The sequence below is a fragment of the Methylobacterium sp. Leaf89 genome (genome assembly GCF_001422215.1).
GTDB lineage: Bacteria > Pseudomonadota > Alphaproteobacteria > Rhizobiales > Beijerinckiaceae > Methylobacterium.
This window is the reverse complement of sequence record NZ_LMML01000028.1, coordinates 35,338-60,177: the sequence shown is the minus strand read 5'-3', so window position 1 is coordinate 60,177 and position 24,840 is coordinate 35,338. Positions and strand designations below refer to the sequence as shown.

Genomic DNA, 24,840 nt, shown 5'->3' with positions numbered 1-24,840 from the left:
ATGGCCCACAGCATCAGCACCTCCGGCACCGACACCTATGTCGGCACCGCGCAGAGCCGCGTCGACGGCCCGGCCAAGGTCACCGGCCAGGCGAAATACGCCGGCGAGTTCGCCGCCCCCGACCTGACCCACGGCTACGTGGTGTCGAGCGGCATCGCCCGCGGCCGGATCCTGTCCATCGACACGGCGGCCGCCGAGGCGGTGCCGGGGGTCCTCAAGGTCTTCACCCACGAGAACCGGCCGCGCACCGCCTGGCTCGACTACAATTACCAGGATCAGGTCGCGCCTCCCGGCTCGCCCTTCCGGCCGCTCTACGACGACAAGGTCCATTACAGCGGCCAGCCCGTGGCCCTGGTGGTGGCGGAGGATTTCGGCACGGCGCGCTACGCCGCCTCGCTGGTGAAGCTCGCCTACGAGGCCGATGCGCCGACCACCGACCTGCGGACCCTGGAGGACGCGGCCTACGTGCCGCCCAAGAAGCGCTCCGGCATCAAGCCGCCGCCGGCGCCCTGGGGCGATGCGGACGGCGCCTACAAGGCCGCCCCGGTCCAACTCACCAATCACTACCACATGGCCGTGGAGCACCATAACCCGATGGAGCCCCACGCCTCGACCGTGGTCTGGGAGGGCGACGGCAAGCTCACGGTCTACGACAAGATCCAGGGCGTCTCGAACAGCCTGGGCTACATCACCGGCGTGTTCGGGATGAAGAAGGACGACGTCCACGTCCTCAATCCCTATCTCGGCGGCGGCTTCGGCTCGGGCCTGCGCCCGCAATACCAGCTCTTCCTCGCCGTCATGGCGGCGCGGGAGCTGGAGCGCTCGGTGCGGGTGACCCTGACCCGCGACCAGATGTTCACCTTCGGCTACCGGCCCGACGTGCGCCAGACCATCGCCCTCGGGGCCGAGGCCGACGGCGCGCTGACCTCCCTCCGGCACGAGGCGATCTCCGGCACCTCCGGCTTCGAGGATTACCAGGAGGTCGTCGTGAACTGGTCGGGCATCCTCTACGACTGCCCGAACGTCGCCCTCGACTACCGGCTCGCCAAGATCGACACCTACACCCCCTCCGACATGCGGGCACCCGGCGCCGTGACGGGCGTGTTCGCCCTCGAGATCGCGATGGACGAGCTCGCCCACGAGACGGGGCAGGACCCGATCGACCTGCGCCTGCGGAACTACGCCGAGAAGGACCGCACCCAGGACAAGCCGTTCAGCTCGAAATCCCTGCGGGCCGCCTACGCGGAGGGAGCCGAGCGTTTCGGCTGGTCGGCCCGCAACCCCGAGCCGCGATCCATGAAGGACGGGCGCGAGCTCGTCGGCTGGGGCATGGCGACCGGCATCTGGGAGTCGATGATGCAGCAGTCGAGCGCCCAGGCCACGCTGACGGCCGACGGCAAGCTCGTGGTCGGCAACCAGACCGGCGACATCGGCACGGGCACCTACACGATCCTGACCCAGATCGCCGCCGATGCGCTGGGTTTGCGGATGACGGACGTGACGACGAAGCTCGGCGACTCGAAGCTCGCCGACGCGCCGATCGCCGGCGGCTCCTGGACGGCGGCCTCCTCCGGCACGGCGGTGATGAAGGCCTGTCGCGAGATCGCCGCCCAGGTCTTCACCCTGGCCCGCGGCCTCGACGATTCGCCCCTGGCCAACGTCGACTTCGATCGCGCGGTGTTCAAGGACGGGCGCATCTCGGTGGCGGGCGATCCGTCCCGCAGCATCGCCCTCACGGAGGTGATGGCGAAGGCGGGGATGGACCAGATCGAGGCCACCGGCTCGGCCGGCCCGGATTCCAACCATTCCCAGGAATTTGCCGGCTACACGCACTCGGCCATCTTCGCCGAGGTGAAGGTCGACGAGGATCTCGGCGTGGTGCGCGTCACCCGGATCGTCTCGGCGATCGCGGCGGGCAAGATCCTGAACACCAAGACCGCCCGCAGCCAGATCCTCGGCGGCGTGGTCATGGGCATCGGTTCGGCGCTGGAGGAGGAATCCATGCTCGACCACACCATCGGCCGGTTCATGAACCACAACCTCGGCGAGTACCACGTGCCGGTGCATGCCGACATCCACGAGATCGACGTGATCTTCGTGGACGAGGAGGACAAGGCCAACCCGATGGGCGTGAAGGGCCTGGGCGAGATCGGCATCGTCGGCACGGCGGCGGCGGTGGCCAACGCGGTGTTCCACGCCACCGGCAAGCGCATCCGCGAGCTGCCGATCACCATCGACAAGATCATCGGCTGATCCTGCGCCGCGGGTCCTGACGTCTTGAGAGCCGCGCACCCCGGGTGCGCGGCTCTTTTCTCAGCGCGTGGCGCGGCCGAACAGGCGCTCGGCGAAGGTCGGGCCGGCATCGCCCCGTCCGGCGACCACGACGAGGCGGCGGACCTCGCCGCGCAGGAAGGCCTGGAGGAAGCGGTTGTAGTCCCTGAACGAGACGCAGCCGTTCGAGGCGCCGCTGGGGCCCAGCATGTAGGTGTGGGCCAGGATGCCGTCGCGGCCGTGGATCGCCGCGCTGCCGCCCACCGGGTTGAGGCGGATCGCCCGCACGCCGTGGAACAGCGCCTCGCGCTCGGTGAGGTCGTAGGTGCCCGGCGGGGTCGAGCCGCGCATCCGGCGGTGGACATGGCGCGGGTTGTCCATGCTCTCGCCGAGGCCGGAATGGGCCTCGAGCCGCTCGCCGCTCGGCAGGGTCACGGTGCGGGCGGTGATGTCGTAGATGGCTGTGCCGGCGCCGACCACCGGGCTGCTCTCGATCACCCGGCGCGGACCGGGATCGACGCTCGGGTCCACCGCCGCGTAGGCGAGGGTGGTCCGCGGCGCCGCCTCGGGCTCCGGCGCGGAGCGCGTCCCGAACACCGTGTCGAAGAACGAGCGCTCGGCCGCGGCCTCGGCGCTGGCACGGGCGACCTGGGTCCGGCGGGTGGCCAGCGCGCGCAGGGCGGGGGCCGAGCGGAGCGCCAGGCGGGCCGGCTCGGCCTGGGCCACCAGGCCGGCCGGGCGGGGCACCGGCAGCGGGATGGTCTGGGGCAGCGCCTGCGCGGTCCGGACCGGGCTGGCGGCCGGGGCGGGCGCGGGGCGCGGCGCCGCCATCGCCAGCGTCGTCCGGGCCGCACCCGCGGGGGGCACCAGGGCGGCGCTGAGCGGGGCCGCCTGGGCCAGACCCCGGGCTGCGGGGCCGAGGGCCGGCGTCGGATCGAGCATCCAGGCAGAGGCGCTCGGCGCCGATGCGGTCGCCAGCACCGGCCGTCCCGGACCGGCCGGGACGGGCGCGTCCGGCGCGGTCAGGTGCGGGAAGGCGGCGCAGAGGAGCGCCACGGCGGAGGTCCGCAGGAGCATCGGCCCGTGGGGCCGGCGACGACGGCGGAGGCGGCGGCCGGACGGGTACACAGCGTCGTTCATGCGGGCGAACTCGGATACGCAGTTTCCGAACTGGCACAGCCCCATCTCTGCAGACCTCAAGAAAAGGTTAAGCGAAGAGGAGGGTCGTGAAAGGTGCCTGTTAGGAAAACATCAACCTTAACTCGCCCTATTCAGCCGCAACTTGGTTAATCGCAGATAAACCGCGACGCATTGTGTGGAGAAATCTTCAGCCTCGCTGTTCGGCACCCTGCCGGGAGCCTCCGTCCCCGCTCTTCGGCGAGCGGGCATGCGATGGGCCGGCCCGACCCCGCGACGAAATCCGGTCCGGACCCTGTGGACCTCGGGGGCAAGCCGGGCCGGGACAGCGAACCACGCGAATTTTCTGCGTATCCTCAGCGTGGGGCCGGGCCGGCGGCCGGCTGCAGGGGGATCGTACCCGCCATGGGGTTTCTCATCGTCTTTCTCGGGGCCGGCCTCGGCGGCATGGCCCGCCACGGCGTCGGGCTGGCCGCCCTGCGCTTCGGCACGGCTTTTCCCTACGGCACGATGGGCATCAACATCCTGGGCTCGATCCTGATGGGGGTGCTGGCGGGCTGGTACGCCATGCGCAGCGGCAGCCAGCCGATGCGGCTGTTCCTCGCCACCGGCGTCCTCGGGGGCTTCACCACCTTCTCGTCCTATGCCCTCGAAGGCATCCTCCTGTTGGAGCGCGGCGAGATGGCGGCGGCCATCATCTACATCCTGGGCTCGGTGGTCCTCGGGCTCGCCGGCCTGCTCCTCGGCCTGATGGTCATGCGGATGATCCTGTGAGACCGGCCGGGCCGTCGCGATGCTGAGCGCGCTGCTGCTCTCCTGGCGGTTCTGGGCCCTGCTCTCGGCCGTCTTCGCCGCGCTGACCGCCATCCTGGCGAAGGTCGGCGTCACCGGCGTCCCTCCCGACGTGGCGACCTTCGTGCGGACCGTGGTGATCCTCGCCCTCACCGGCGCGATCCTGTTCGCCACCGGGCAGGTGCCGGGCCTCGCGGCGATCCCGGGCCGCAGCGTCGGCTTCCTCGTGGCCTCGGGCCTCGCCACCGGCGCCTCCTGGCTCTGCTACTTCCGCGCCCTCGCCCTCGGGGATGCGGCGCGGGTGGCGCCCCTCGACAAGCTCAGCGTCGTGCTCGTCGCGATCCTCGGGGTGATTCTCCTCGGCGAGAGCCTTACCCTGCCGAACTGGATCGGCGTCGTCCTGATCGCGGCCGGGGCCATTCTGGTGGCCTACCGGGGCTGAGAACCGCCCGGCCCCGCGCTGTCGCAGGATCAAGCCCCGGCCAGGACGCTGCTTTTCCCGACGTATGGAATTCTTCCAAATCGAAGACAGTAGATCCTCCGCCGATCGCAAGATTCAACCTATTCCAATGTTTCGAGAATTGCTTGCCAAGCGGAGACTCAGCTTTCAAACCTCTCTCCAGAACGCGGATCGCGAGAGGAGAGCGGAATCATGGAACGCACGCTGGACTGGCTGCGCGGCACCGTGCGGATCGCCTGGTGGGACGGCTCGGCCCTCGACCTGCGGCTGCATCGCTTCGCCGACCTCATCGACGCCCTGGCGGGCGCTCCGGAAACGGATCCCGCCCTGGTGCCGGCCCACTGGCGGGAACGCCTGTCCGACCGGACCTCGGGAGCCCGGGCATGAGCGGGCAGGACGAGCGGATGGATGCCCCACCGCACCCCGCGCCGGCCTGCGCCGAGCCCGCGTCGCCCGAGGCCCATCTCGACGAGGCCCTGCGCCGCGCCTTCTGGCAGAGCCTGAACCGGGCGCCCCTGCCGGCCCTGTCGGCGCTGGAGGTGGCGGCCCGCGTCGTCGGTGCCCTCTATCGACAGGTGGCCCAGGCCCATGAGGGGCCGCAGGGCTGCCGCTGCGGCTGGGAACCGGATCCCGATTGCGACCTCATCGTGCTGGAGGCCAACCTCGCGGCGGCCCTGATGCAGCCGCCCGAGCCCGATCTCGCCCGCATGATCCCCCTCGGGTGCGCCTGATACGGGCTCCGCTCGATCAACTTGGAGCCCGTATCCGGCAAGCCCTCGCGGCGTTTGAGCGAAGTCCAAATCCGCCATCCGGAAGGGATCAACCGGCCAGCCCTCAGGTCCAGGATCTGGTATGAGCCGGGATGGTTACGATTCCCTCATACTCCCGGCCGACCATGGTGGTGCGAGCCCGATCTCGGCCTCGCGTCGGCGCACCGGGAGTGTGGGATGGACGGGTTCTATCGCGGCATCGAGACGAGCCTCCTGGCCTTCAGTCTCGTCCTCGGGCTCGGTGCCCTGGTCCTCTCGCACCGTGCCCTGCCGCGCCCGACCGTGGCCCAGCTCGCGGTCAGCCTGCCGATGATCTCGGTCTCGGCGCTGCCCTGAGCATTCATCCGGGCCGTACACCGAATCCCGCTCAAGGATTCATGATCGGCCGGTCCTCGCGACTGCAACCCTTCCGGCCCCTCGCGACTTAACAGTTCAAGAGGCAACGCACGCCGTTGCACGATCCTGACACGTTGAGGGCACATCCCCCGAGGGATGTGCGAGCGAGACTTTTCGATGGTAGCGAATCGACTGCGCGTATCCGCCATCGCGGGTACTCTTGTCTTGGCCGGGACATTCCTGACGGGTGCCGGTTTCTCGGGCGCTTTCGTCTCCGGCGCCCTTGCGGCTCCGGTCGCCGACCAGGGTCCGGGCAAGGCCTCCGTGGTTGCACCCACCGTCACCCCCGTGGCGGCCGTGACCGAATCGGAAGACGAGTCGGTCAATTGCAGCCGCTCGCGCAAGCGCCTCTGGGTCGAGGGCGAGGGCTGGATCGTTCGTCGCGTCACCACCTGCCGCTAGCGCGAGACCGGGAGCGCCGGGGCGAACCCGACCCTGCCGCGAGGCAGGGTTTTTCGTATCGTGAGCCTTGTCGCCGCCTGCCGAGGCTGCTCCGTCCCGCTCGGGGGCCCGCCTAAGCACTCTTCGACGCTGAAGGCCGCCGGGATTTCGGGAACGACGGAGGCGTCCGCCGGTTCTCGTTCGAATCGGCCAGCGTGGGAGTCCGGCGTCGCATGACCACTCGTTCGAAGATCCTGCCGCGCAGGGGAATCTCCCTCGGCATGGCCGGCCTCGCCGGTGCTCTGGTGCTCTCCGGCCTGGCCGGCACGGCGCAGGGCCAGGACCTCGCCTACGGCAGCTATCCCTATGCCGGCTACGAGAACGGCTATGGCGGGCCGCTGATCCATGGCGACTATGTCGGTGCGCCGCTCACCCGTTTCCCCCGCCCGAGCGAACTCGTGCCCAGCGCCTGGGGCTACGGGACCTACGGCATCCCCACGGTGGCGGGGATCCGCAGTGCCTCGGTCGGCACGCCGACGGTCTACGTCATCGAGGGGCAGCCCTCCGCTTCCCGCGCCGCAGCCCCCGGCCGCTCCCGGGTTCTGACGCGCGGCCGACAGGGGCGCTGGTCGGACGCTGCCGGGCCCACGCGAGCCCGGGGCCGCGGCGGCCCGTTCCAGGCTGCCGCCCCGGTTGCCGAGACGAGCGGAGGGGCCCGCGTCATTCCCGTCCGGGTTTCGCCGGCCCAGATCACGCAGCGTTAGGGCGCAGCGCCGGAAGAAGACTCCGCGCCGACTTTCGCAAGCGGTTAATCTGTTCGTGCCACCTTCTGGTCAAGAACCGTGAAGGTGGTCAGGCCGCGCCATGCATATCGTCCTCGTCGACACCAGTCGGGTCGTCCTCAAGATGATCGCGGCGCTGCTCGAGCCCAACGGTCACACCGTTTCGGCCTTCACCGATTCCGCCGAGGCCCTCAACTTCGTGGAGAATACCGGCTCGGTCCGGGTGCTGATTACCAGCCTCGAGGTCCGGCCGCTGGGCGGCCTCGAACTGTGCTGGTCCGCCCGCCTGCTTGCCGAGGCCAATCGCCCCCTCTACGTCATCACCATGTCCTCGGCCCGGAACGCCCGGAACCTGGCCGAGGCCCTCGATAGCGGCGCCGACGACTTCATCGAGAAGCCGCCGGGACCGGAGGAGCTGCATGCCCGCCTGCGGGCCGCCGAGCGCCTCACCACGATGCAGAGCGAACTGATCCGCCTCGCCGACACGGACTCGCTGACGGGCCTGCTCAACCGGCGCGCCTTCCTGCAGAAATCGCGGGATGCCGCGGAGCGCGTGGGGGATCACGGCAGGATGTCGGCCATTCTCCTCGACATCGACCACTTCAAGGGCATCAACGATGAGTACGGCCATGACGTCGGCGATGCGGCGATCCAGGCCGTGTGCCGGGAACTCGCCCTCGATGGCATCGTCGGCCGACTCGGCGGCGAGGAGTTCGGCATCATCCTGCCCCACCGCTCCGGCACGGAGGCCGAGGGTGTGGCGACCCGCCTGCGCCGCTCGATGGAGGCCCTGCGCATCCGCGGCGGCCGGGTCCCGATCCGCCTCACCTGCAGCTTCGGCGTCAGCGAGTGGTCGGAGGGCGACACCATCGAGGGTCTGCTCAAGCGGGCCGACATCGCCCTCTACGAGGCCAAGACGACGGGACGCAACCGCGTCGTGAGCGCCGCCTCCGACCTCGTGCTGGCCCGCGCCGGCTGAGCCGGAACCTGTCTCGAATCGAGGGGGAACCCGGCAGCTCCCTTGTGCCGTTGCGAAACGCCCGCATTCCCGACCCGGTCGCGCGATGCGGCTGTTTACCAAAGTACCGCCGGATTTCCCGTGGGTTTTGGTCAATGTTCGGGGGATTGCACCAGAATCCAGATTGAGCCTTGGCCAGTAAAACCTTGGAACGAAACTTGATCTGAACCTCCCAGGGAACGCCGCGGTGTGTCGCGGTGGGACAATGGGGAGGGTAGCGGCATGAATGACGCCGTGGGAGTTTTGATCGTCGGCGAGCCCCTCGGGCTCGAGCCCGCGTTTCGCGCCGTCATCGAGCATGAGCCGCGCCTGCAGACCTTGAGCGAAGGGGAACTCTCGCCCGGGTCGGACGGACCGTCACGCAAGGTCGCTCTGCTGTTCGTCGGGGCGGAGCCCGAGCCGGGCCTTGCCGGCCGGATCGCGGCGCTCAAGGGCCGGGCGCCGGGCCTCGCCGTCCTCGTCGGCTTCGAGGTATTGCGGGCGGGCCTCCTGACCCGGCTGGTGGAGGCGGGCGCCGATGCCTTCATCGCCCGCTCGGCGACGCCGCGCGACATCTGCCGGGCCCTCCTCACCCTTGCCGCCAGCCCGACCGAATCGTCCCGGGACGAGGCGGCACCGGTGGCCCCGGCCCCCGCCGATGGCCTGACGCCGCGCGAAGCCGAGATCCTGCGCTTCCTCAGTGCCGGCTTCAGCAACAAGGAGGTGGCTCGCCGCCTGAACCTGAGCGTGCGCACGGTGGAGACCCACCGCCTCAACCTGCGCCGCAAGACCCAGACCGGGCGCCTCAAGGACCTCGTCGCCCTGGCCCGCCACCTCGGCCTCACGCCGGTGGTCGATGCCGCGCCGGTCCGTTCGACGGGCGGCGACCGCCCCCGGGGCCTGCACGCGAGCGAGTCCGTGGCCCGGCTCTGAGCCGGGCCGCGACGCCCCTCAGGCGGGCAAGACGTTTCTCAGGCGGGCAAGACCTTTTTCAGCCGAGCAAGACGTTTCTCAGGCAGGAGTCAGACTTTCGTTGACCGCGGAGAGGGGGCGCTTGGGCTTCTGGGCCACGTCGCCGCCGCGCATGGCCTCCTCCAGCGGCTCCGGACCCTTGCGCAGGAGCTTGGCCAGATAGTAGCTGCCGAACCCGAAGATGAAGGCGTAGGCGATCAGGAAGGCGACCAGGGAGGTCGTCACGGCGTTGACCGTCAAGGGCGAGTGGGCGTCCGCCGTGCGCAGCTGCCCGTAGACGATGTAGGGCTGGCGCCCGATCTCGGCGGTGAACCAGCCGAACAGGACCGCACCGAAGCCGGACGGGGTCATCAGCATCGCCGCGTTGAGGAACCAGCGGTTCGAGAAGAGCGTGCCCTTCCAGCGCAGGTAGAGGCTCCACAGGCTCAGGCCCAGCATCGCCATGCCGATCGCGACCATGATGCGGAACGAATAGAAGACCGGCCAGACCGGCGGACGCTGGTCGCGCGGCACGTCCTTCAGGCCCGGCACCACGCCCGAGAAGTCGTGGGTGAGGATGAAGCTGCCCAGCCGCGGGATGCCGATCTCGAAGTCGTTCTTCTCCGCCTCCATGTTGGGGATCGCGAAGAGCAGCAGGGGCATGTTGTCCTGCCGGTCCCAGTTCGCCTCGATCGCCGCGAGCTTGGTCGGCTGCAGCTTGAGCACGGCCAGCCCATGGGTGTCGCCGACGAAGATCTGGATCGGCGTGAAGATCACCGCGAACCAGAGCGCCATGGAGAGTGAGAGCCGGGCGCCCGCCACCTTCTCGGCCGGCTCCTTGCGCGCCCGCAGGATCATCCAGGCCGACATGCCCGCCACCGCGAAGGCCGTGGTGAGGAAGCAGCCCAGGACCATGTGGGCGTAGCGGATCGGGAAGGAGGGGTTGAAGATCACCTTCCACCAGTCGGTGGCGATGGCCCGGCCGTTCTCGACGACGAAGCCGTCGGGGGTCTGCATCCAGGAATTGGCGGACAGGATCCAGAAGGCCGAGATCAGGGTGCCGATCGCCACCATGCAGGTGGAGACGAAGTGCAGCCGGTCGCCGACCCGGTCCCAGCCGAACAGCATGATCCCGAGAAAGCCGGCCTCCAGGAAGAAGGCGGTGATCACCTCGTACTGGATCAGCGGCCCGAGCACGTTGCCGGTGAAGTCGGAGTAGCGCGACCAGTTGGTGCCGAGCTGGTAGCTCATCACGATGCCGGAGACGACGCCGAGGCCGAACGAGACCGCGAAGACCTTCACCCAGAACCGGTAGAGGTTCCGGTACATCGGGTTGCCGGTCCAGAGCCACTGCGCCTCCAGGCGGGCGAGGAAGCTCGCCAGCCCGATGGTGAAGGCCGGGAAGATGATGTGGAAGGCCATGGTGAAGCCGAACTGGATGCGCGAAAGCAGGAGCGCGTCGACGTCCATGGCAAACCCTCATGCGATGTGGGGCCCCCGATGGGAGGGGACCCTGGAACAGCTATAGCGTGAAGACGCCGAAGCTGCATCCGGTTCGCGGCGGGCGACCGGGTCGCAGGGTTGTGCGGCCTCGGGGCGGCTCAGCGCCGCGGCAGCAGGCGGCGCGGCGCGCGGGCCAGGGTCGCGACCCCGAACAGCCCGAGAGCCACCACGCCCGTCAGGCCGGCGACGAGGAGATCGCGGTCGCGGCTCGTCCAATAGGCGCTGCGCGTCGTCTTGGTCCGGTCCGAGAAGCGCCCGTCGATGCCCGCAGGGCCGGGCACCGGGGCGAACAGGTTGCCGGCCTTGTCGGGGGCCGGTTCGTCGGTGAGCTGGGCCGACCACATCGTGGCGGCCTTCGCATCCGCGTAGCCCGGCATCAGCGCCTGGGCGGCGGCCATCATCACCGTGCTGTGGCCGACCCAGACCTCCCGGCTCGGGTTGTCGGCCGTGGCGACGATGGCCTCGGCGCAGAGGCGCGGATCGTAGACCGGATCGGGGGCGTACTGGCCGTGGCCGGTGCGGTTGCGGGCCCAGTTGAACTGCGGGGTGTTGACGGCGGGCAGGTAGACCACGCTGAGGGAGACCTTCACGCGATCGTGGATCAATTCGGAGCGGAGGGCGTCGGTGAAGCCCGAGACCGCGAACTTCGCCGCGCAGTAGGGCGCCTGGAGCGGCGCGGCGCGGATGCCGAGGCCCGACGAGACCTGGATGATGGCGCCGCGGTCGCGCGGCTTCATGTGGCGCAGGGCCGCCAGCGTCCCGTAGACCTGGCTCAGGTAGGTCGTCTCGGTGACGCGCCGGTACTCCGCGGGCGTGATCCGGTCGGCCGGGTTCACGATGGTCGCCATCGCGTTGTTGACCCAGGCCCGGATCGGGCCGAACTCCCGCTCGATCCGCTCGGCGGCGGCATCGATCGCCTCCGCGTCCGCGACGTCGGCCGAGATCCCCAGGACGGGGCGGCCGTAGGCGGACAGGTCGGCCTCCGTGTCGCGCAGGCGGTCGGCATCGCGGGCGATGACAGCCACGGCCCAGCCCCGCCGGGCGAAGAGATGGGCGGTGGCGAGCCCGATTCCGGCGGTTCCCCCGGTGACGACCGCGACCTTCATGATGTTTCATCCTTGGTGAGCGCGTGGCGCCAACGGGTTCGGGGGCGACCTGGTGCCGGCGGGGATGCGTGCCCAAACGACACGGGGGAAGCGGGGTCGTCATGGCTGATGCCCTCCGCGACTCTCCCTCTCCCGCAGAGGGGGGGAGGGGGATGCGTCGAGGCCAAGCTGTCTTCGAGCGTCGACTCAGGCGGCTTGACCCTGTGGGGATTCCGATGCCGTCGCCCGCCGCTTCCCGGCCGTCTTCCCGGCCCGCGCGCCCGAGAGATCCCGGCCCTTGCCGTCCTTCACCTCGGCGAGGCGCGCCTGGAGCAGGCCGAGCACGGCCGCCTCCTCGGGCTTCAGCCCGGCGAGGTCCTCGCGCAGCTCGTCCTCCACCGCGTCCTTGATCTGCAGCAGGAGCGCGCCCTCGAGGTAGCAGTCGAGCACCTGAGGGTGGATGTAGCACTTGCGGCAGATGGTCGGCGTGTTGCCGAGCCGGGCGGCGACGCCCTCGATGGCGGCGCGCAGGTTCTTCTTGGCCTTGGCCTCGCTGTCGAAGGCCTCGAATTCCTGCAGCGCCAGGGCGGCCAGGACGGTCCCGGCCCAGGTCCGGAAATCCTTGGCGGTGATGTCCTGGCCCGTGATCTCGCGCAGGTAGGCGTTCACGTCCGCCGAGGTCACGTCGCGCACGGTGCCGTCGGCGTCGCGATATTGGAACAGCTCCTGGCCGGGCAGGTCCTGGCAGGCCTTGACGATGCGGGCGACCCGCCGGTCCTTGAGGCCGAGGTCCCAGGTCTTGCCGCTCTTGCCCTTGAACCGGAAGGTCAGCGCCGAACCCTCGATCCGGGCGTGCCGGTCGCGCAGCGTCGTGAGGCCGAAGCTCTTGTTGGTGCGGGCGTAATCGTCGTTGCCGACACGGATCAGCGTGGTCTCCAAGAGGTGGACCACGGTGGCCAGCACCTTTTCACGGGGGAGGTCGCGCCGGCCCATGTCGGCATCCACCCGGGCGCGGATGGCCGGGAGCGCGTCGGCGAAGGCCATGACGTGCTCGAACTTGGTGAGGTCGCGGGCGGCGCGGAAATCCGGGTGGTAGCGGTACTGCTTGCGCCCCTTGGCGTCGCGGCCGGTCGCCTGGATATGGCCGTTGGCCCGCGGGCAGATCCAGACGTCGGTATAGGCCGGCGGGATCGCCAGGGCGCGGATGCGCGCCAAGGTCTTCGCGTCCCGCACCGGCTGGCCCCGGGCGTCGCGATAGGCGAAGCCCGTCCCGCTCTTCCGGCGCGTCAGCCCCGGCATCGTGTCCTCGACGTAGCGCAGGCCCGCCTCCTCGGCGGCGTCGCGCGGGTCGGCGACCGTGCCCTCTTCGTCGCGCGCCGTGGCCATGCTCCGGTTCCGTCCCTCACGGTGTCTCGTTGGCCGTCAACGGGGCCGCGCCATCCCCTGTTCCGCCATCCCCTGTTCCGCCATGGGCTGTTCCGGCGGGGGCGTGCTACAGCGCGTCCGATGGATCATCCCGCTTCCGGCACCAGGCCCCGGCGCCTCGTCCTCCTTGCCCCCGACGATGCCGGGTTCGCCGCCCGCGACCTCCCCCTGGTCGCGGCGGCCCGGGCCGCCGGGCTGTCCGCGACGGTGGTGACGCGGGTGGACGCCCATCGCGGGGCGATCGAGGCGGCGGGCGCCCGAATGGTGCCCTTCGCGCTGGGGACCTCGCGCATCAACCCGATGGCGGCGGGCTACGAGGCGGGCCAGCTCGCCGGGATCCTGAAGGCCCTGGAAGCCGACCTCCTCCACGCCATCGGCCTCCGGGCGATCGTGGTCGGCGGCACGGCCGCGGCCATGTCGGGGATCGCGGCGCGGATCTACCAGCCCGACGACCTCGCGGCCCTGAACGCCCGCACGGATGCCGCCGGGCGCCTGACGCGCTTCGCCCTGCGCCAGGCGCTGCGGGGCCCCCTCGCCACCCGGACCACCCGATACCTCTGCGCGACCGCGGCCGAGGCCGCCGCCCTGGGGCTCGATCCGGCCGATACGGCGCTGGCACTGGCGGGCGCGGACGGGCTCGCGGCCGCCGCCGGCACCCTCTACGGCGAGTTCGCCCGGGCATGAAATGCCAGGAGGAGCGCGCCAGCATGAGCACGCCAGCATGACGCCGTCGGCCGATCCCCTCGCCTTCATCCGGGCCAACACCCGGCTGCGCCCGGTGCCGCACGCACCCGAGATCGTCCTGCACGTGGCCGACGAGGCCACCGAGCTGTGGCAGAAGACCGAGGACGAGCTCGAGGCGATCGGCCTGCCGCCGCCGTTCTGGGCCTTCGCCTGGGCCGGCGGGCAGGCGCTCGCCCGCTACATCCTCGACAATCCCGGCCTCGTGGCGGGCCGCCGGGTGCTCGATTTCGCCTCGGGCTCGGGCCTCGTCGCCATCGCGGCGGCGCGGTCCGGCGCGGATCATGTCACGGCCAGCGATCTCGACCCCTTCGCGATCCCGGCCATCGGCCTCAACGCGGCGGCCAACGGCGTGGCGGGGCAAATCGAGGCGGTGTCGCGGGACCTCATCGGCACCGATCCGGGCTCCGCCGTCGTGCTCGCCGCCGACATCTTCTACGAGCGGGATCTCGCGGCCCGGGTCACGGACTGGCTGTCCGGCCTGCACGCGGGCGGCGCCACCGTGCTGGTGGGCGATCCCGGCCGCTCCTACCTGCCGCGCGACCGGCTTACCGAACTCGCCACCTACACGGTGCCGGTGAGCCGCTCCCTGGAGGACGCCGAGATCAAGCGCAGCAGCGTCTGGCGCTTCAGCGCCTGAACCGCCTTCAGAACCGGCCGCGGCGCTGCGCGTCGAGGCTCCAGGGGCCGGCGCCGGCGGCGGCGAGGTAGAGGAAGACGAAGCAGAACAGGATCGCGGCATCGCCCCCGTTGAGCGCCGGGAACGGGCTCTTGGGGTGGTGGGCGATGAAGTACGCGAAGGCCATCTGGCCCGAGAGCAGGAACGCCACCGGCCGCGTAAACAGGCCCAGGATGATGAGCGCGCCGCCCAGGGTTTCGAGGATGGCGGCGAACCACAGCAGCGACATCATCGCGGGGGCCGCTCCGCCCCCCATCCGCACGGGAAAGCCGAACAGCTTCTGCGTGCCGTGCTCCAGGAAGAGCAGGCCTGCCACGATGCGCAGGATGCTGAGGAGGCGCGGGGCCCAGGTCGTCGAGAGGCTGGCGAGGGACATGGGCGAGGGGTCTCCGGCGATGGGCCCGCCGCGCGGACGGCGCCCGCGCGAAGCCGTCGAGCCATAGCGCGGGGCAGGGGACGGGGCGAGCCTCGGAGGGCAATCCCGCGGGGATATCCGGCCGCGTGGCCCTGCCTACAGGCCGTCGTCGAAGTCCGGCGGCCCGAGGCGGCGCCAGGCGGCGGCGATGCGCTCGGGCTTGGTGTCGAGGGCCTCGGCGCAGGCGAGGAGCGTCGCCTCGTCACCCATGATATGATCGAGGATGCCCGCCAGGAAGCCGGGATCCTGTGCACTGGCCCGCAGGGTCTCGGGCGTCGCCCCGGTGGCATTGAGGAAGGCGAACAGGCGCTCGTCGTCGGTGGCCATCCAGGCGAGGGCCGCCAGGGCCACGCCCTCGGCGGAGTCGTCTCCGCCATTGGGTTTGCGTTTCGTCAACATGTATCCGCTAAATCTCCTGAGGCGGGGCATGCGTCGAACGACAATGGGCCGTCCACGCACCGGGAACAACGGGCCATGAAGAAGACCGTGCTCATCGTTGAGGACAACGAACTCAATATGAAGCTCTTCAACGACCTGTTGGAGGGCCATGGCTACGCGACGCTCAAGACGGCCAACGGCATCGAGGCGATCGAGCTCGCGCGGGCGCATCGCCCCGACCTGATCCTCATGGACATCCAGCTTCCCGAGGTCTCCGGCCTCGAAGTCACGAAGTGGCTCAAGGAGGACGACGACCTCAAGGCCATCCCGGTGATCGCGATCACGGCCTTCGCCATGAAGGGCGACGAAGAGCGCATCCGCGAGGGCGGCTGCGAAGCCTACCTGTCGAAACCGATCTCGGTGGCGAAGTTCCTCGCCACCGTCCGCCAATATCTCGGCGACGCCAGGACCGCCTGACCCGCCCACCTCGCTCATAGCCTTCCCGATGGCCCGTAGTACGACCCTGCGCGAGGACCGATGTCGGCCCGAATCCTGATCGTCGATGATCTCTTTCCGAACGTGAAGCTCCTGGAGACGAAGCTCTCCATGGAATACTTCGACGTTCTGGCGGCGATGAACGGCCCCGACGCCCTGACGATCTGCGAGAAGGGTCTCTGCGACCTCGTCCTCCTCGACGTGATGATGCCCGGCATGGACGGGTTCGAGGTCTGCCGCCGGCTCAAGAGCAACCCCAACACGGCCCACCTGCCTGTCGTGATGGTCACCGCCCTCGACCAGCCCTCCGACCGCCTGCGCGGGCTCGATGCGGGCGCCGACGACTTCCTGACGAAGCCCATCGACGACACGGCCCTGTTCGCCCGCGTGCGCAGCCTCGTGCGCCTCAAGGCGGTGACGGACGAGCTGCGCTCCCGCGCCATGGCCTCGCGGGATTTCGGGATCGGCGACCCCCTGGCCCTCGCCGCCGCCGAGACCGGCCTCAACGCCTCGATCCTCCTCGTGGAGGACCGCCCCGGCTCGGCAGACCGCCTCGCGGCGGCCCTGGGCCAGCACCACACGCTCACGGTCGAGCCCGACCCGCACAAGGCCCTGGTGCTGGCGGCGGAGGGCACGTTCGACCTGACCCTGGTCAGCCTCGACATCCAGGGCTTCGACGGCCTGCGCCTGTGCAGCCAGCTGCGCTCCCTCGACCGCACCCGCCTGATGCCCGTGATGATGATCGCCGAGGAGCACGACCGCGCCCGGGTGATCCGGGGCCTGGAATTCGGCGTGCACGACTACCTGATGCGGCCCGTGGACCGGAACGAGCTCGTGGCCCGGGTGCGCACGCAAGTGCGCCGCCGCCGCTTCTCGGAGGCCCTGCGGGGCGCCGTCCAGGCCTCGATGGAACTCGCGGTCACCGACGGCCTCACGGGCCTGCACAACCGGCGCTACCTCGACAGCCATCTCGGCGCGCTGTTCGGCGAGGCGGCCCTGCGCAACCGTCCGGTGGCGGCGCTGATGCTCGACATCGACCGCTTCAAGTCGATCAACGACACCTACGGCCACGAGGCCGGCGACGAGGTGCTCAAGGCCTTCGCCGAGCGCATCCGCACCCATACGCGCGGCATCGACATCGTGGCCCGCTACGGCGGCGAGGAGATCGTCATCATCCTGCCGGATGCCGAGGCCGAGGGGGCCTACGCCATCGCCGAGCGCATCCGCGAGCGGATCGAGGCGGTGCCGTTCTCCATCCAGCGCGACACCCGCACCGTTCCGGTGACCGTCTCCATCGGCGTGGCCTGGCGCCGGGCCGAGGATGCCGGGCCGGCCGACATGCTCAAGCGAGCCGACCTCGCCCTGTACCGGGCCAAGAGCACCGGCCGGAACCGCGTCGAAGCGGCGGCGGCCTGAAGCCGGGCCGCGCGCCGCCCGAGGCCCTGAAGCCCGCTACTGCAGCTGGTGGCCCTTCTTGGCCATCTCGGCGCGCACCCGGACCATGATGTATTCCGAGACGTCCTGGGTCCAGGTCTGCATCGCCTGGACCATCTCGTCGAGCACCTGCGGCTGGGTCTCGACGTAGCGCTTGCCGGCGGGCGAGCGGAAGAAGGTCGCGATCTCGTTCAGCTCGGCCTCGGACAGGCGCGAGGCGTAGATCCGGGCGGCGGTCTCGATCATCGCCTGCTTCTGCAACTCCATCTCGGGCTCGAGGGAGGCCAGCACCGTATCGAGGTCCTTGGTGATCTCGGGCCGGGTCACGGCGCCCTGGCGGATGCGGTCGCTGAAGGCCGGGATGATCGAGTCGAACGAGCGGGCGATGCCGGAATTCAGCATGACCTCGCGGGCGAGGGCCAGGTGGTTGGCCGAGTAGGCCGGCGTCTGCGCGGCGGGGGTGCTCGGCGCCGGCGCGGCGGGCGGCTTGGCGCCGGGCTTGGCCGCCGGCGGCTTCTGAGCCGGGGCTTGGGCGTGCACTGGGGCCAGGGCGCCCAGGGGGGCGCTGGCGAGGACGAGGGCGGCCAGGGCGGCGAGGCGGCGGGACATGGCGGACGCTCCGGGAGGGGTTCGGCGAAGGGGAAGACGGAAAGGGGAGGGATGGGGGCGATCGCCTCAGACGATTCCGAGCCGGCTCACCACCGCCTGCCCGTCCCGTGCCTCGGCCAGGATGGCTCCGGTGGCGAGGCCGAGGAACAGGCCGTGCTCGACGACGCCCGGCACGGCCCAAAGGGCACCCGACAAGGCCTCGGGGTCCGGGATGCGTCCGAGATGGGCGTCGAGGATGTGGTGGCCGCCATCGGTGACGAAGGGCGCGCCGTCCCGGGCCCGCAGGACGAGCTCGCCGGTGCAGCCGCTCGCCTGCAGGGCGGCGGCCACGGCCCGGCGGGTGGCGCCGAGGCCGAAGGCGTTGACCTCGATCGGCAGGGGAAACGCCCCGAGGGTCTCGACGCGCTTGGCGGCATCCGCGATCACCACCATCCGGTGGCTGGCGAAGGCGACGATCTTCTCGCGGAGCAGCGCGCCGCCGCCGCCCTTCACGAGGCGCATCGCTCCGTCGATCTCGTCGGCGCCGTCGATGGTCAGGTCGAGTTCGGGCAGCGCTTCCAGGGTGGCGAGGCGGATGCCGGCGGCCTCGGCCGCGACCCGTGTCGCCTCGGAGGTGGGCACGCCGACGACGTCGAGGCCGGCCCGGACGCGGGCGCCCAGAAGCTCGACGAAGACGTTGGCGGTGGACCCGGTCCCGATCCCCAGCCGCATCCCGGGCGTGACCAACCCGACCGCGACCTCGGCCGCCGCGCGGCGCAGATCCGGCCCGCTCACGCGACGGCTCCGGCGGCTGGGAAGGGGCGGGCGTGCGGCATGGAACGGCTCGGGCGAAGGGCGAATCGGGCGAGGGGCGAAGCGGGCGAGGGGCGAATCGAACGGGGCGAGCCACCGGCCGGCGGACGCGCCCGGTGCCCCTAGCACGCCGGGCCGGAGGGTCCAACGCGGCGTGTCGGGGGCGGCGATCGGGTCAGGGCGCGGTCAGGGGCGGGCGCTCTGGGGCGGCGTGGCGCTCGGGCCCACCCGGCCCGGGGCGGCGCCGGTGGCGGGGGCCTCGTCGGCCCCCGGGCTCGCCGGGTTCGCCTGCGCGGTGCAGACCACCGCTTCCTTCTGCAGCTGCACGTAGCAGATGCTCATCTCGCCGGTGCGGTAATTGACCCGGAACACCCCCGCCTCGCGGGTGTGGCGGGAGGCGACCAGTCCGTATTCCGACGGGGCCTGGGCGCTCGCGCCCTCGCCGGCGCCGTAGCAGACGGTGACGCCGACGCTGCCCACCGCGCCCTCGCGCAGGCCGTACTGGCAGGAGGTCACCTCGCCCGTGACCTTGTCGACGCGATAGACCCGGTTGAGGTCGATCTGGGGGGCCGGCACGAACTCGAAGGAGGCCGCCCAGGCCGGCGCGGCGAGGGCCGGGAGCAGGCCGGCCGTGACGACGAGGGCCCGGGCGGGGCGGGCGGACATCGGACGCAGGATCGAACGCATCGGGAGCCTTCGTGAATGCTGAGGTGCGCGGAGCGGTGGGGGTCGGGCGGGAAACGACGCGACGCTAGCGCCGGCTTACGGCGCAACCGTGGCCCGACGGATCGCCGCGCGCGGGAACGCAGGACGCCGCGACGGCGCGGGAAGCAGATCGAAACTGCGCCGCGATCCCGCAGCTGTGCGGTGCCCGCGCGGTGATGCCGCTGGCGTCATTCCGCCAACATGCTAACGGGGTTGGCCATGTTCGACGCCGTCGCCGCCCTCCACGACATCCTCGAGAACCTGGACCGCGACGCCCGCGAGGCGACGCGCCTGCGGGCGGTCCTCGTGCCGGAGCTGCGCCGGGTGATCGAGCTCGGGCGCGCCGATGCCGAGGCGCGGCTCCTGGAGGAGCGCGACGGCATCGCCTGCGCCCAGCGCCTGAGCCGGCTCACCGACGCGGTGATCCGCACCATCCACGATGCGGTGGTGTGGCGGCTCTATCCGAACGACAATCCCTCCACCGGGGAGCAGCTCGCCGTGGTGGCCACCGGCGGCTACGGCCGGGGCACCATGGCCCCGGGCTCGGACATCGATCTCCTGTTCCTGCTGCCCTACAAGCAGACGGCCTGGTCCGAGAGCGTCGTCGAGGCGATGCTCTACGTGCTGTGGGACCTCAAGCTGAAGGTCGGCCACGCCACCCGCTCGGTGGAGGAGTGCCTGCGCGAGGGCCGGGCCGACATGACCATCCGGACCTCGCTCCTCGAGGCGCGCTACCTGTTCGGCACCCGCGCCCTGTTCGAGGAGCTCGTCACCCGCTTCGACACCGAGCTGGTGATGTGGACCGCACCGGAATTCGTCGAGGCGAAGCTGCGCGAACGCGACGCGCGGGTCTCGAAGGCGGGGGCCTCGCGCTACCTCGTCGAGCCCAACGTGAAGGACGGCAAGGGGGGCCTGCGCGACCTCAACACCCTGTTCTGGATCGCCAAGTACACCTACCGGGTCCGCGACCAGAGCGAGCTCGTGGCCGCCGGCCTCTTCACGCCGGAGGAGTACCGGGTGTTCGAGCGCTGCGACGAGCTCCTGTGGCGGGTGCGCTGCCACATGCACTTCGTCACCGGCCGGGCCGAGGAACGCCTGTCCTTCGGCCTGCAGCCGAAGATCGCCGAGCGCTTCGGCTACGAGCCGCGCGGCGGGCTCTCCGGCGTCGAGCGCTTCATGAAAGCGTATTTCCTGATCGCCAAGGAGGTCGGGGACCTCACCGCCATCGTCTGCGCGGCGCTGGAGGCGCGCCACGCCAAGCGCACCCCGGTGCTCGACCGCTGGATCGGCCGGTTCCGCGACCGCTTCCGCGCCACCGCCATCGAGGCGGAGGACTTCGTCGACGATCACGGCCGCATCAACCTGCGCGACCCGGACGCCTTCAGCCGAGACCCCGTGAACCTGATCCGGCTGTTCTGGCTCGCCGACCGGCACAACCTGCCGATCCACCCCGACGCCACCCGGGCGGCCAACCGCTCCCTGCGCCTGATCGGCCATTCCCTGCGGGCGGACGAGGAGGCCAACCGGCTCTTCCTCGACATCCTGACCTCGAAGAACTCGCCCGAGACCATCCTGCGGCTGATGAACGAGGCCGGCGTGCTCGGCCGCTTCATCCCGGATTTCGGCCGCATCGTCGCGATGATGCAGTTCAACATGTACCATCACTTCACGGTGGACGAGCACCTGCTGCGCGCCATCGGGGTGCTCTCGGCCATCGAGTCCGGGCGCACCGAGGAGGAGCATCCCCTCGCCACCCGCCTGATCAACACGATCAGCAACCGGCGCGCCCTCTACGTCACGGTACTGCTGCACGACATCGCCAAGGGCCGGCCGGAGGACCATTCCATCGCGGGCGCCGCCATCGCGGAGAAGCTCGGGCCGCGCTTCGGCCTGACGCCGGCCGAGACCGAACTGATGGCCTGGCTGGTGGAGCATCACCTGCTGATGTCGATGACCGCCCAGAGCCGCGACCTCTCGGACCCGAAGACCATCGAGAAGTTCGCCGGCGTGGTGCAGACCCTGGAGCGCCTGAAGCTCCTCACCATCCTGACGGTGGCCGACATCAAGGCCGTGGGGCCCGGCGTCTGGACCGCCTGGAAGGGCACCCTGATCCGCACCCTCTACGACGAGACCGAGGTGGTGCTGTCCGGCGGCCATTCCGAGATCGCGCGCACCGACCGGGTGCGCCTGATCCAGATGGCCCTGCGCGAGCAGCTCAGCGACTGGCAGGCCGAGCTGTTCGACGCCTACGCGGCGCGGCACAACCAGGCCTACTGGCTGAAGGTCGACACCACCCGCCAGTACAAGCACGCGGGCTTCGTCAAGGCGCTGACGGCCGAGGGGCGGACGGTGGCCACCGCCACGGAGACCGACCCGGTCCGCGGTGTCACCGAGCTGACGATCTACTCGCCGGATCATCCGCGCCTGCTCGCCATCGTCACCGGGGCCTGCGCGGCCTCGGGGGGCAACATCGTCGACGCGCAGATCTTCACCACCACGGACGGCTTCGCCCTCGATTCGATCTTCATCTCGCGCGCCTTCGAGCGGGACGAGGACGAGCTGCGCCGGGCCGGCCGCATCACCGCCGCGATCGAGAAGGCGTTGCGCGGCGAGATCCGCATCGCCGACCTCGTGGCCGACAAGCACCCGCCGAGCGAGCGGGCGCGGACCTTCCTGGTGCCGCCCGACATGGCGATCGACAATGCCCTGTCGAGCCGCGAGACCGTGATCGAGATCACCGGCCTCGATCGCCCGGGCCTGCTCTACGAGCTGACCACGGCGCTCAGCCGGCTCAGCCTCAACATCACCTCGGCCCACGTGGCGACCTTCGGCGAGCGGGCGGTGGACGTGTTCTACGTCACCGACCTCACCGGCACCCGGGTGACCCAGCCCGACCGCCAGGTGGCGATTCGAACGGCCGTGATGGAAGTCTTCGCCAGCGACGTGGCCGCCCTCCGGGCCGAGGGACTCGATGCGCTGATCGACTCGCCGCCTCCGCGCGAGGCTTGAGTGGGGCCGGACGGCGCCGCGCGCTTGATTTCAGCGCGTCACCGCCTGATATCAGCGCCAACCCCGACACCGATAGTCTCTGACGAAACCACATGATGGCGAACGACATGCACGATGAGCGGCGCGACCCGGCCCAGGCGGTCGAGGAGACCCCAGGGGCCGCGCAGGCCGAGTCCGCCGGATCCGGCGAGGCGATGCAGGCCGATGCGCTGGCCTCCCTCGTGGCCGAGCGCGACGAGCTGAAGGACCGGGTGCTGCGCACCCTGGCCGAGATGGAGAACCTGCGTCGGCGCACCGAGCGCGAGGTTGCCGATGCCCGCGCCTACGCGGTGACCAACTTCGCCCGCGATCTCCTGAATTCCGCCGACAACATCCGGCGGGCCCTCGAGAGCATTCCCGAAGCGGACCGAGCGAGCGCCGACGGCGCCTTCAAGGCCCTGATCGACGGGATCGAGCTCACCGAGCGCGATCTCGCCAAGACCCTGGAGCGGCACGGCGTCAAGCTGATCGAGCCGAAGGGCCAGCGCTTCGACCCCAACCGCCACCAGGCCATGTTCGAGGTGCCCGACCCGGAGGTTCCCGCCGGCACGGTCGTGCAGGTCATGCAGGCCGGCTACATCATCGGCGACCGCGTCCTGCGCCCGGCGCTCGTGGGTGTGGCCAAGGGCGGCCCGAAGCCGACCGCCGCCAATCCGGGCGACGCCGCCTGAGCGTGGCGCCTGCGACCCTCCCCCCTCTGCGGGGGAGGGGGCCTGCGCAGCAGGCGGGAGAGGGGAAACCCTCGCCGGCACCGTCGCTCCCCTCATCCGACCCGCCTCGCGGGCCACCTTCTCCCGCGGAGGGGAGAAGGAGCCTGCGACCGGGTCGAACGGTCGCCCCTACCGCAGCTGCACGCTGTCCACGACCTCGCGGAACTTCGCCAGCACACCCTCGCGCTTCTCGGCCTTCACGACGCCGACGGCGCGCAGGTAACCGTCCGGCGCGAAGCGGATCGTCTGCGAGATGACCACCGGCGTGCCGGACGCCGTGTCCACCGCACGCGCCACGATCTCGTGCCAGTCGACGCCGTTCTGGCGGTAGCTCTGGGCCCGCTCGATCACGAAGTCCTTCATCGTCTGGTTCGAGTAGAGCGCGGCGCGCGCGAAGGCGTCGCGCTGTTCGGTGGCCGGCGGCGGCTGCACCGCCTGGGCCAGAACCAGGATCGGCTGCTCCAGGCCGAGCATCTCGTCCTTCGTGCCCTGCGTCAGCAGCACCGAATTGCCGGCGAGCACGCGCACCGGACGGAAGCCGGCGTCGTTGCCGATGCGGAAGGGCAGGGCGGCGACCTGCTGCTCCAGGGTCAGCGCCGGCCGGATGTGGATGCCGGTCAGCAGCCGCTTCATGGTCTCCTCGGTCTCGGCATCGGGCGTCGCCTGCGCGATGATGATGCCGGTCACGGTCGGATCGCCGACGAGGAGCATCCACTTCTTGATCGCCGGGGTCCCGGCCGATTCCACCGCCGGCTGCTCACCCGTGAACAGCACCGCGTCGACGTCGCCTGCCACCTTGATGGCCTGCCGGCTGCTGACGATGAAGCCCTGGGCCTTCAGGTTGGCGTCGGTGAAGTTGGTTTCGAGGTCGGCGAAGGCGTTGGCCGGCAACTCCACCACCGAGACCGTCGCGCCGCCCTCCAGCCGCTCCAGGCCCGAGAAGCGCTTGGAGGAGACCATGTCGGAGGGCGGATCGAAGCCGAAGCGCGAACTCGGCGGGAAGACCGGATCCGCCGCCAGCGCCGGCGCGGCCAGCCCCAGGGCGAGGACCAGGAGGGAAACCGGACGAACGAGGTTACGCAGACGCATCGAATCGATTCTCCGCAAGGCCCCGGTCTCGCACCGGGCAGGTCCGCCGGGTCGCCCCTTGCGGGGCAGCCGGCGCTGAGGCTGACCCGATGGGTCGACTCAACACCCCGCCGCTGTCAAGCGCCCGAGGGCCGCGTCACGCGTCGCAGGGTCAGGTTGCAGCGTCCGCCCGGCATGAGGAAATCCGGCAGCGGTCCGGGGGCGGTGCCCTGGAGCAGGTCCGGGGCCTCCGCGACGAGGCGGTCGATTCCGTGATGGATCAGCCGTGCGGGCCCGCCGATCACGAGCGCGTCACCGGCCCGGAGGCGCACCGAGCGGGTCGGGTCCGACCGCCGGAGGCCGCCGTAGCGGAAGAGGGCGGTGGCACCCAGCGAGAGCGAGAGGACGGGCGCGTCGAGGGCGTCCTCGTCCCGGTCCTGGTGCAGGCCCATGCGGGCATCGGCCTCGTACAGGTTGACGAGGCAGGCCTCGGGCGGAGCGCCATACCCCGACAGGGCGTCCCAGGCGGCCCGCGCCGTGGGCGGGATGTCCGGCCAGGGGGTCTCCGTCACGGGATGGCGCGGCTGGTAGCGGTAGCCCGCCCGGTCGGACACCCAGCCGAGGGGGCCGCAATTCGACATCCGCACCGAGAAGGGCCGGTCGGTGCGGGGCATCCGCGGCGTGTAGGGCGGGGCGACCCGCAGCGCCGTCGCGAGTTCGGCGGCGAGGCGCGCCTGCGCCGCCGCGTCGAGGTAGCCCGGCCAATGGAGCAGGCCGGGAACGAGGACGATCCCGGCCGGATCACGGGACGCCATC

27 protein-coding genes are annotated in these 24,840 nt (G+C 70.8%); 16 read left to right on the top strand and 11 right to left on the bottom strand.

Going from position 1 to position 24,840, the window contains the following annotated elements:
- Nucleotides 1-2,253 (top strand): xanthine dehydrogenase family protein molybdopterin-binding subunit, encoded by a 2,253-nt coding sequence (locus ASF18_RS11525; protein ID WP_056351719.1) that lies wholly within the window; start codon nucleotides 1-3, stop codon nucleotides 2,251-2,253.
- A gap of 60 nt (nucleotides 2,254-2,313) precedes the next feature.
- Here the strand turns inward: ASF18_RS11525 and ASF18_RS11520 are convergent, their stop codons facing one another.
- A complete protein-coding gene (locus tag ASF18_RS11520; RefSeq protein WP_056351717.1) occupies nucleotides 2,314-3,411 on the bottom strand; it encodes a DUF2778 domain-containing protein in 1,098 nt (365 codons plus the stop codon).
- Between the two features lie 402 nt (nucleotides 3,412-3,813).
- On the opposite strand from ASF18_RS11520, the gene crcB reads away from it, so the two are divergent.
- The 9 genes from crcB to ASF18_RS11480 all read left to right on the top strand — a co-directional run bounded on the left by crcB (nucleotide 3,814) and on the right by ASF18_RS11480 (nucleotide 8,919).
- On the top strand, nucleotides 3,814-4,182 hold the full coding sequence (gene crcB / locus ASF18_RS11515; protein ID WP_056218272.1) for a fluoride efflux transporter CrcB: 369 nt from the start codon (nucleotides 3,814-3,816) through the stop codon (nucleotides 4,180-4,182).
- A gap of 22 nt (nucleotides 4,183-4,204) precedes the next feature.
- Nucleotides 4,205-4,642, top strand: coding sequence for an EamA family transporter (locus ASF18_RS11510; protein WP_056219378.1), 438 nt, complete (start codon nucleotides 4,205-4,207; stop codon nucleotides 4,640-4,642).
- A gap of 210 nt (nucleotides 4,643-4,852) precedes the next feature.
- Nucleotides 4,853-5,047 carry a hypothetical protein gene (locus ASF18_RS11505; RefSeq protein ID WP_056218269.1) on the top strand — a complete coding sequence of 65 codons (195 nt, stop codon included), beginning with the start codon at nucleotides 4,853-4,855 and terminating at the stop codon, nucleotides 5,045-5,047.
- Between the two features lie 17 nt (nucleotides 5,048-5,064).
- Entirely contained in the window at nucleotides 5,065-5,391 is a 327-nt protein-coding gene (locus ASF18_RS11500; protein WP_056352740.1) for a hypothetical protein, read from the top strand.
- Between the two features lie 216 nt (nucleotides 5,392-5,607).
- A complete protein-coding gene (locus tag ASF18_RS24260; RefSeq protein WP_200917574.1) occupies nucleotides 5,608-5,766 on the top strand; it encodes a hypothetical protein in 159 nt (52 codons plus the stop codon).
- A gap of 177 nt (nucleotides 5,767-5,943) precedes the next feature.
- Nucleotides 5,944-6,228: a hypothetical protein gene (locus ASF18_RS11495; protein ID WP_244472726.1), complete on the top strand. Its 285-nt coding sequence runs from the start codon at nucleotides 5,944-5,946 to the stop codon at nucleotides 6,226-6,228.
- 212 nt (nucleotides 6,229-6,440) lie between these two features.
- Nucleotides 6,441-6,971 carry a hypothetical protein gene (locus ASF18_RS11490; protein ID WP_056351714.1) on the top strand — a complete coding sequence of 177 codons (531 nt, stop codon included), beginning with the start codon at nucleotides 6,441-6,443 and terminating at the stop codon, nucleotides 6,969-6,971.
- Between the two features lie 100 nt (nucleotides 6,972-7,071).
- Nucleotides 7,072-7,968: a diguanylate cyclase gene (locus ASF18_RS11485; RefSeq protein WP_056276536.1), complete on the top strand. Its 897-nt coding sequence runs from the start codon at nucleotides 7,072-7,074 to the stop codon at nucleotides 7,966-7,968.
- A 261-nt stretch (nucleotides 7,969-8,229) separates the two neighbouring features.
- Nucleotides 8,230-8,919 (top strand): response regulator transcription factor, encoded by a 690-nt coding sequence (locus ASF18_RS11480; protein WP_056351711.1) that lies wholly within the window; start codon nucleotides 8,230-8,232, stop codon nucleotides 8,917-8,919.
- Between the two features lie 78 nt (nucleotides 8,920-8,997).
- Here the strand turns inward: ASF18_RS11480 and ASF18_RS11475 are convergent, their stop codons facing one another.
- From ASF18_RS11475 to ASF18_RS11465, 3 genes are all read right to left on the bottom strand, one after another.
- Nucleotides 8,998-10,407, bottom strand: a complete 1,410-nt coding sequence (locus ASF18_RS11475; RefSeq protein ID WP_056218257.1) for a cytochrome ubiquinol oxidase subunit I — start codon at nucleotides 10,405-10,407, stop codon at nucleotides 8,998-9,000.
- A gap of 131 nt (nucleotides 10,408-10,538) precedes the next feature.
- Nucleotides 10,539-11,546: an SDR family oxidoreductase gene (locus ASF18_RS11470; RefSeq protein ID WP_056351708.1), complete on the bottom strand. Its 1,008-nt coding sequence runs from the start codon at nucleotides 11,544-11,546 to the stop codon at nucleotides 10,539-10,541.
- Nucleotides 11,547-11,732: 186 nt separating this feature from the next.
- A complete protein-coding gene (locus ASF18_RS11465; protein ID WP_056218251.1) occupies nucleotides 11,733-12,911 on the bottom strand; it encodes a DNA topoisomerase IB in 1,179 nt (392 codons plus the stop codon).
- Between the two features lie 120 nt (nucleotides 12,912-13,031).
- Between ASF18_RS11465 and ASF18_RS11460 the strand changes: the two genes are divergently transcribed.
- Complete coding sequence (locus ASF18_RS11460; protein WP_056351705.1) at nucleotides 13,032-13,634, top strand: hypothetical protein; 603 nt, start codon at nucleotides 13,032-13,034, stop codon at nucleotides 13,632-13,634.
- A gap of 37 nt (nucleotides 13,635-13,671) precedes the next feature.
- Entirely contained in the window at nucleotides 13,672-14,331 is a 660-nt protein-coding gene (locus ASF18_RS11455; protein WP_056351703.1) for a methyltransferase, read from the top strand.
- 7 nt (nucleotides 14,332-14,338) lie between these two features.
- Here ASF18_RS11455 and ASF18_RS11450 read toward each other — a convergent pair whose 3' ends face one another.
- Together ASF18_RS11450 and ASF18_RS11445 are read right to left on the bottom strand one after the other, a co-directional pair.
- Complete coding sequence (locus ASF18_RS11450; protein WP_056218242.1) at nucleotides 14,339-14,746, bottom strand: DoxX family protein; 408 nt, start codon at nucleotides 14,744-14,746, stop codon at nucleotides 14,339-14,341.
- 135 nt (nucleotides 14,747-14,881) lie between these two features.
- Complete coding sequence (locus ASF18_RS11445; protein ID WP_056218239.1) at nucleotides 14,882-15,184, bottom strand: DUF3572 domain-containing protein; 303 nt, start codon at nucleotides 15,182-15,184, stop codon at nucleotides 14,882-14,884.
- A 75-nt stretch (nucleotides 15,185-15,259) separates the two neighbouring features.
- On the opposite strand from ASF18_RS11445, the gene ASF18_RS11440 reads away from it, so the two are divergent.
- Both ASF18_RS11440 and ASF18_RS11435 read left to right on the top strand, forming a co-directional pair.
- On the top strand, nucleotides 15,260-15,640 hold the full coding sequence (locus ASF18_RS11440; RefSeq protein ID WP_055946254.1) for a response regulator: 381 nt from the start codon (nucleotides 15,260-15,262) through the stop codon (nucleotides 15,638-15,640).
- Nucleotides 15,641-15,700: 60 nt separating this feature from the next.
- The gene (locus ASF18_RS11435; protein ID WP_056218237.1) at nucleotides 15,701-17,074 is read left to right on the top strand and encodes a PleD family two-component system response regulator; all 1,374 of its coding nucleotides are present in this window, start codon (nucleotides 15,701-15,703) and stop codon (nucleotides 17,072-17,074) included.
- 36 nt (nucleotides 17,075-17,110) lie between these two features.
- Here ASF18_RS11435 and ASF18_RS11430 read toward each other — a convergent pair whose 3' ends face one another.
- The 3 genes from ASF18_RS11430 to ASF18_RS11420 form a co-directional block, all read right to left on the bottom strand.
- Nucleotides 17,111-17,701, bottom strand: a complete 591-nt coding sequence (locus ASF18_RS11430) for a DUF2059 domain-containing protein (RefSeq protein WP_056218234.1) — start codon at nucleotides 17,699-17,701, stop codon at nucleotides 17,111-17,113.
- A 66-nt stretch (nucleotides 17,702-17,767) separates the two neighbouring features.
- Nucleotides 17,768-18,475, bottom strand: a complete 708-nt coding sequence (gene rpiA / locus ASF18_RS11425; protein ID WP_056351700.1) for a ribose-5-phosphate isomerase RpiA — start codon at nucleotides 18,473-18,475, stop codon at nucleotides 17,768-17,770.
- A gap of 204 nt (nucleotides 18,476-18,679) precedes the next feature.
- On the bottom strand, nucleotides 18,680-19,159 hold the full coding sequence (locus tag ASF18_RS11420) for a hypothetical protein (protein ID WP_156394231.1): 480 nt from the start codon (nucleotides 19,157-19,159) through the stop codon (nucleotides 18,680-18,682).
- A gap of 258 nt (nucleotides 19,160-19,417) precedes the next feature.
- Here ASF18_RS11420 and ASF18_RS11415 point away from each other — a divergent pair, with 258 nt between their 5' ends.
- Both ASF18_RS11415 and grpE read left to right on the top strand, forming a co-directional pair.
- Complete coding sequence (locus ASF18_RS11415; RefSeq protein ID WP_056219367.1) at nucleotides 19,418-22,207, top strand: [protein-PII] uridylyltransferase; 2,790 nt, start codon at nucleotides 19,418-19,420, stop codon at nucleotides 22,205-22,207.
- A gap of 92 nt (nucleotides 22,208-22,299) precedes the next feature.
- Nucleotides 22,300-22,917 carry a nucleotide exchange factor GrpE gene (gene grpE, locus ASF18_RS11410; RefSeq protein WP_056351697.1) on the top strand — a complete coding sequence of 206 codons (618 nt, stop codon included), beginning with the start codon at nucleotides 22,300-22,302 and terminating at the stop codon, nucleotides 22,915-22,917.
- A gap of 168 nt (nucleotides 22,918-23,085) precedes the next feature.
- Here the strand turns inward: grpE and ASF18_RS11405 are convergent, their stop codons facing one another.
- Together ASF18_RS11405 and ASF18_RS11400 are read right to left on the bottom strand one after the other, a co-directional pair.
- The gene (locus ASF18_RS11405; protein ID WP_056351694.1) at nucleotides 23,086-24,045 is read right to left on the bottom strand and encodes a hypothetical protein; all 960 of its coding nucleotides are present in this window, start codon (nucleotides 24,043-24,045) and stop codon (nucleotides 23,086-23,088) included.
- Between the two features lie 116 nt (nucleotides 24,046-24,161).
- Nucleotides 24,162-24,839, bottom strand: coding sequence for an alpha-ketoglutarate-dependent dioxygenase AlkB (locus tag ASF18_RS11400; RefSeq protein ID WP_056351691.1), 678 nt, complete (start codon nucleotides 24,837-24,839; stop codon nucleotides 24,162-24,164).
- Nucleotide 24,840 lies beyond the last annotated feature (1 nt).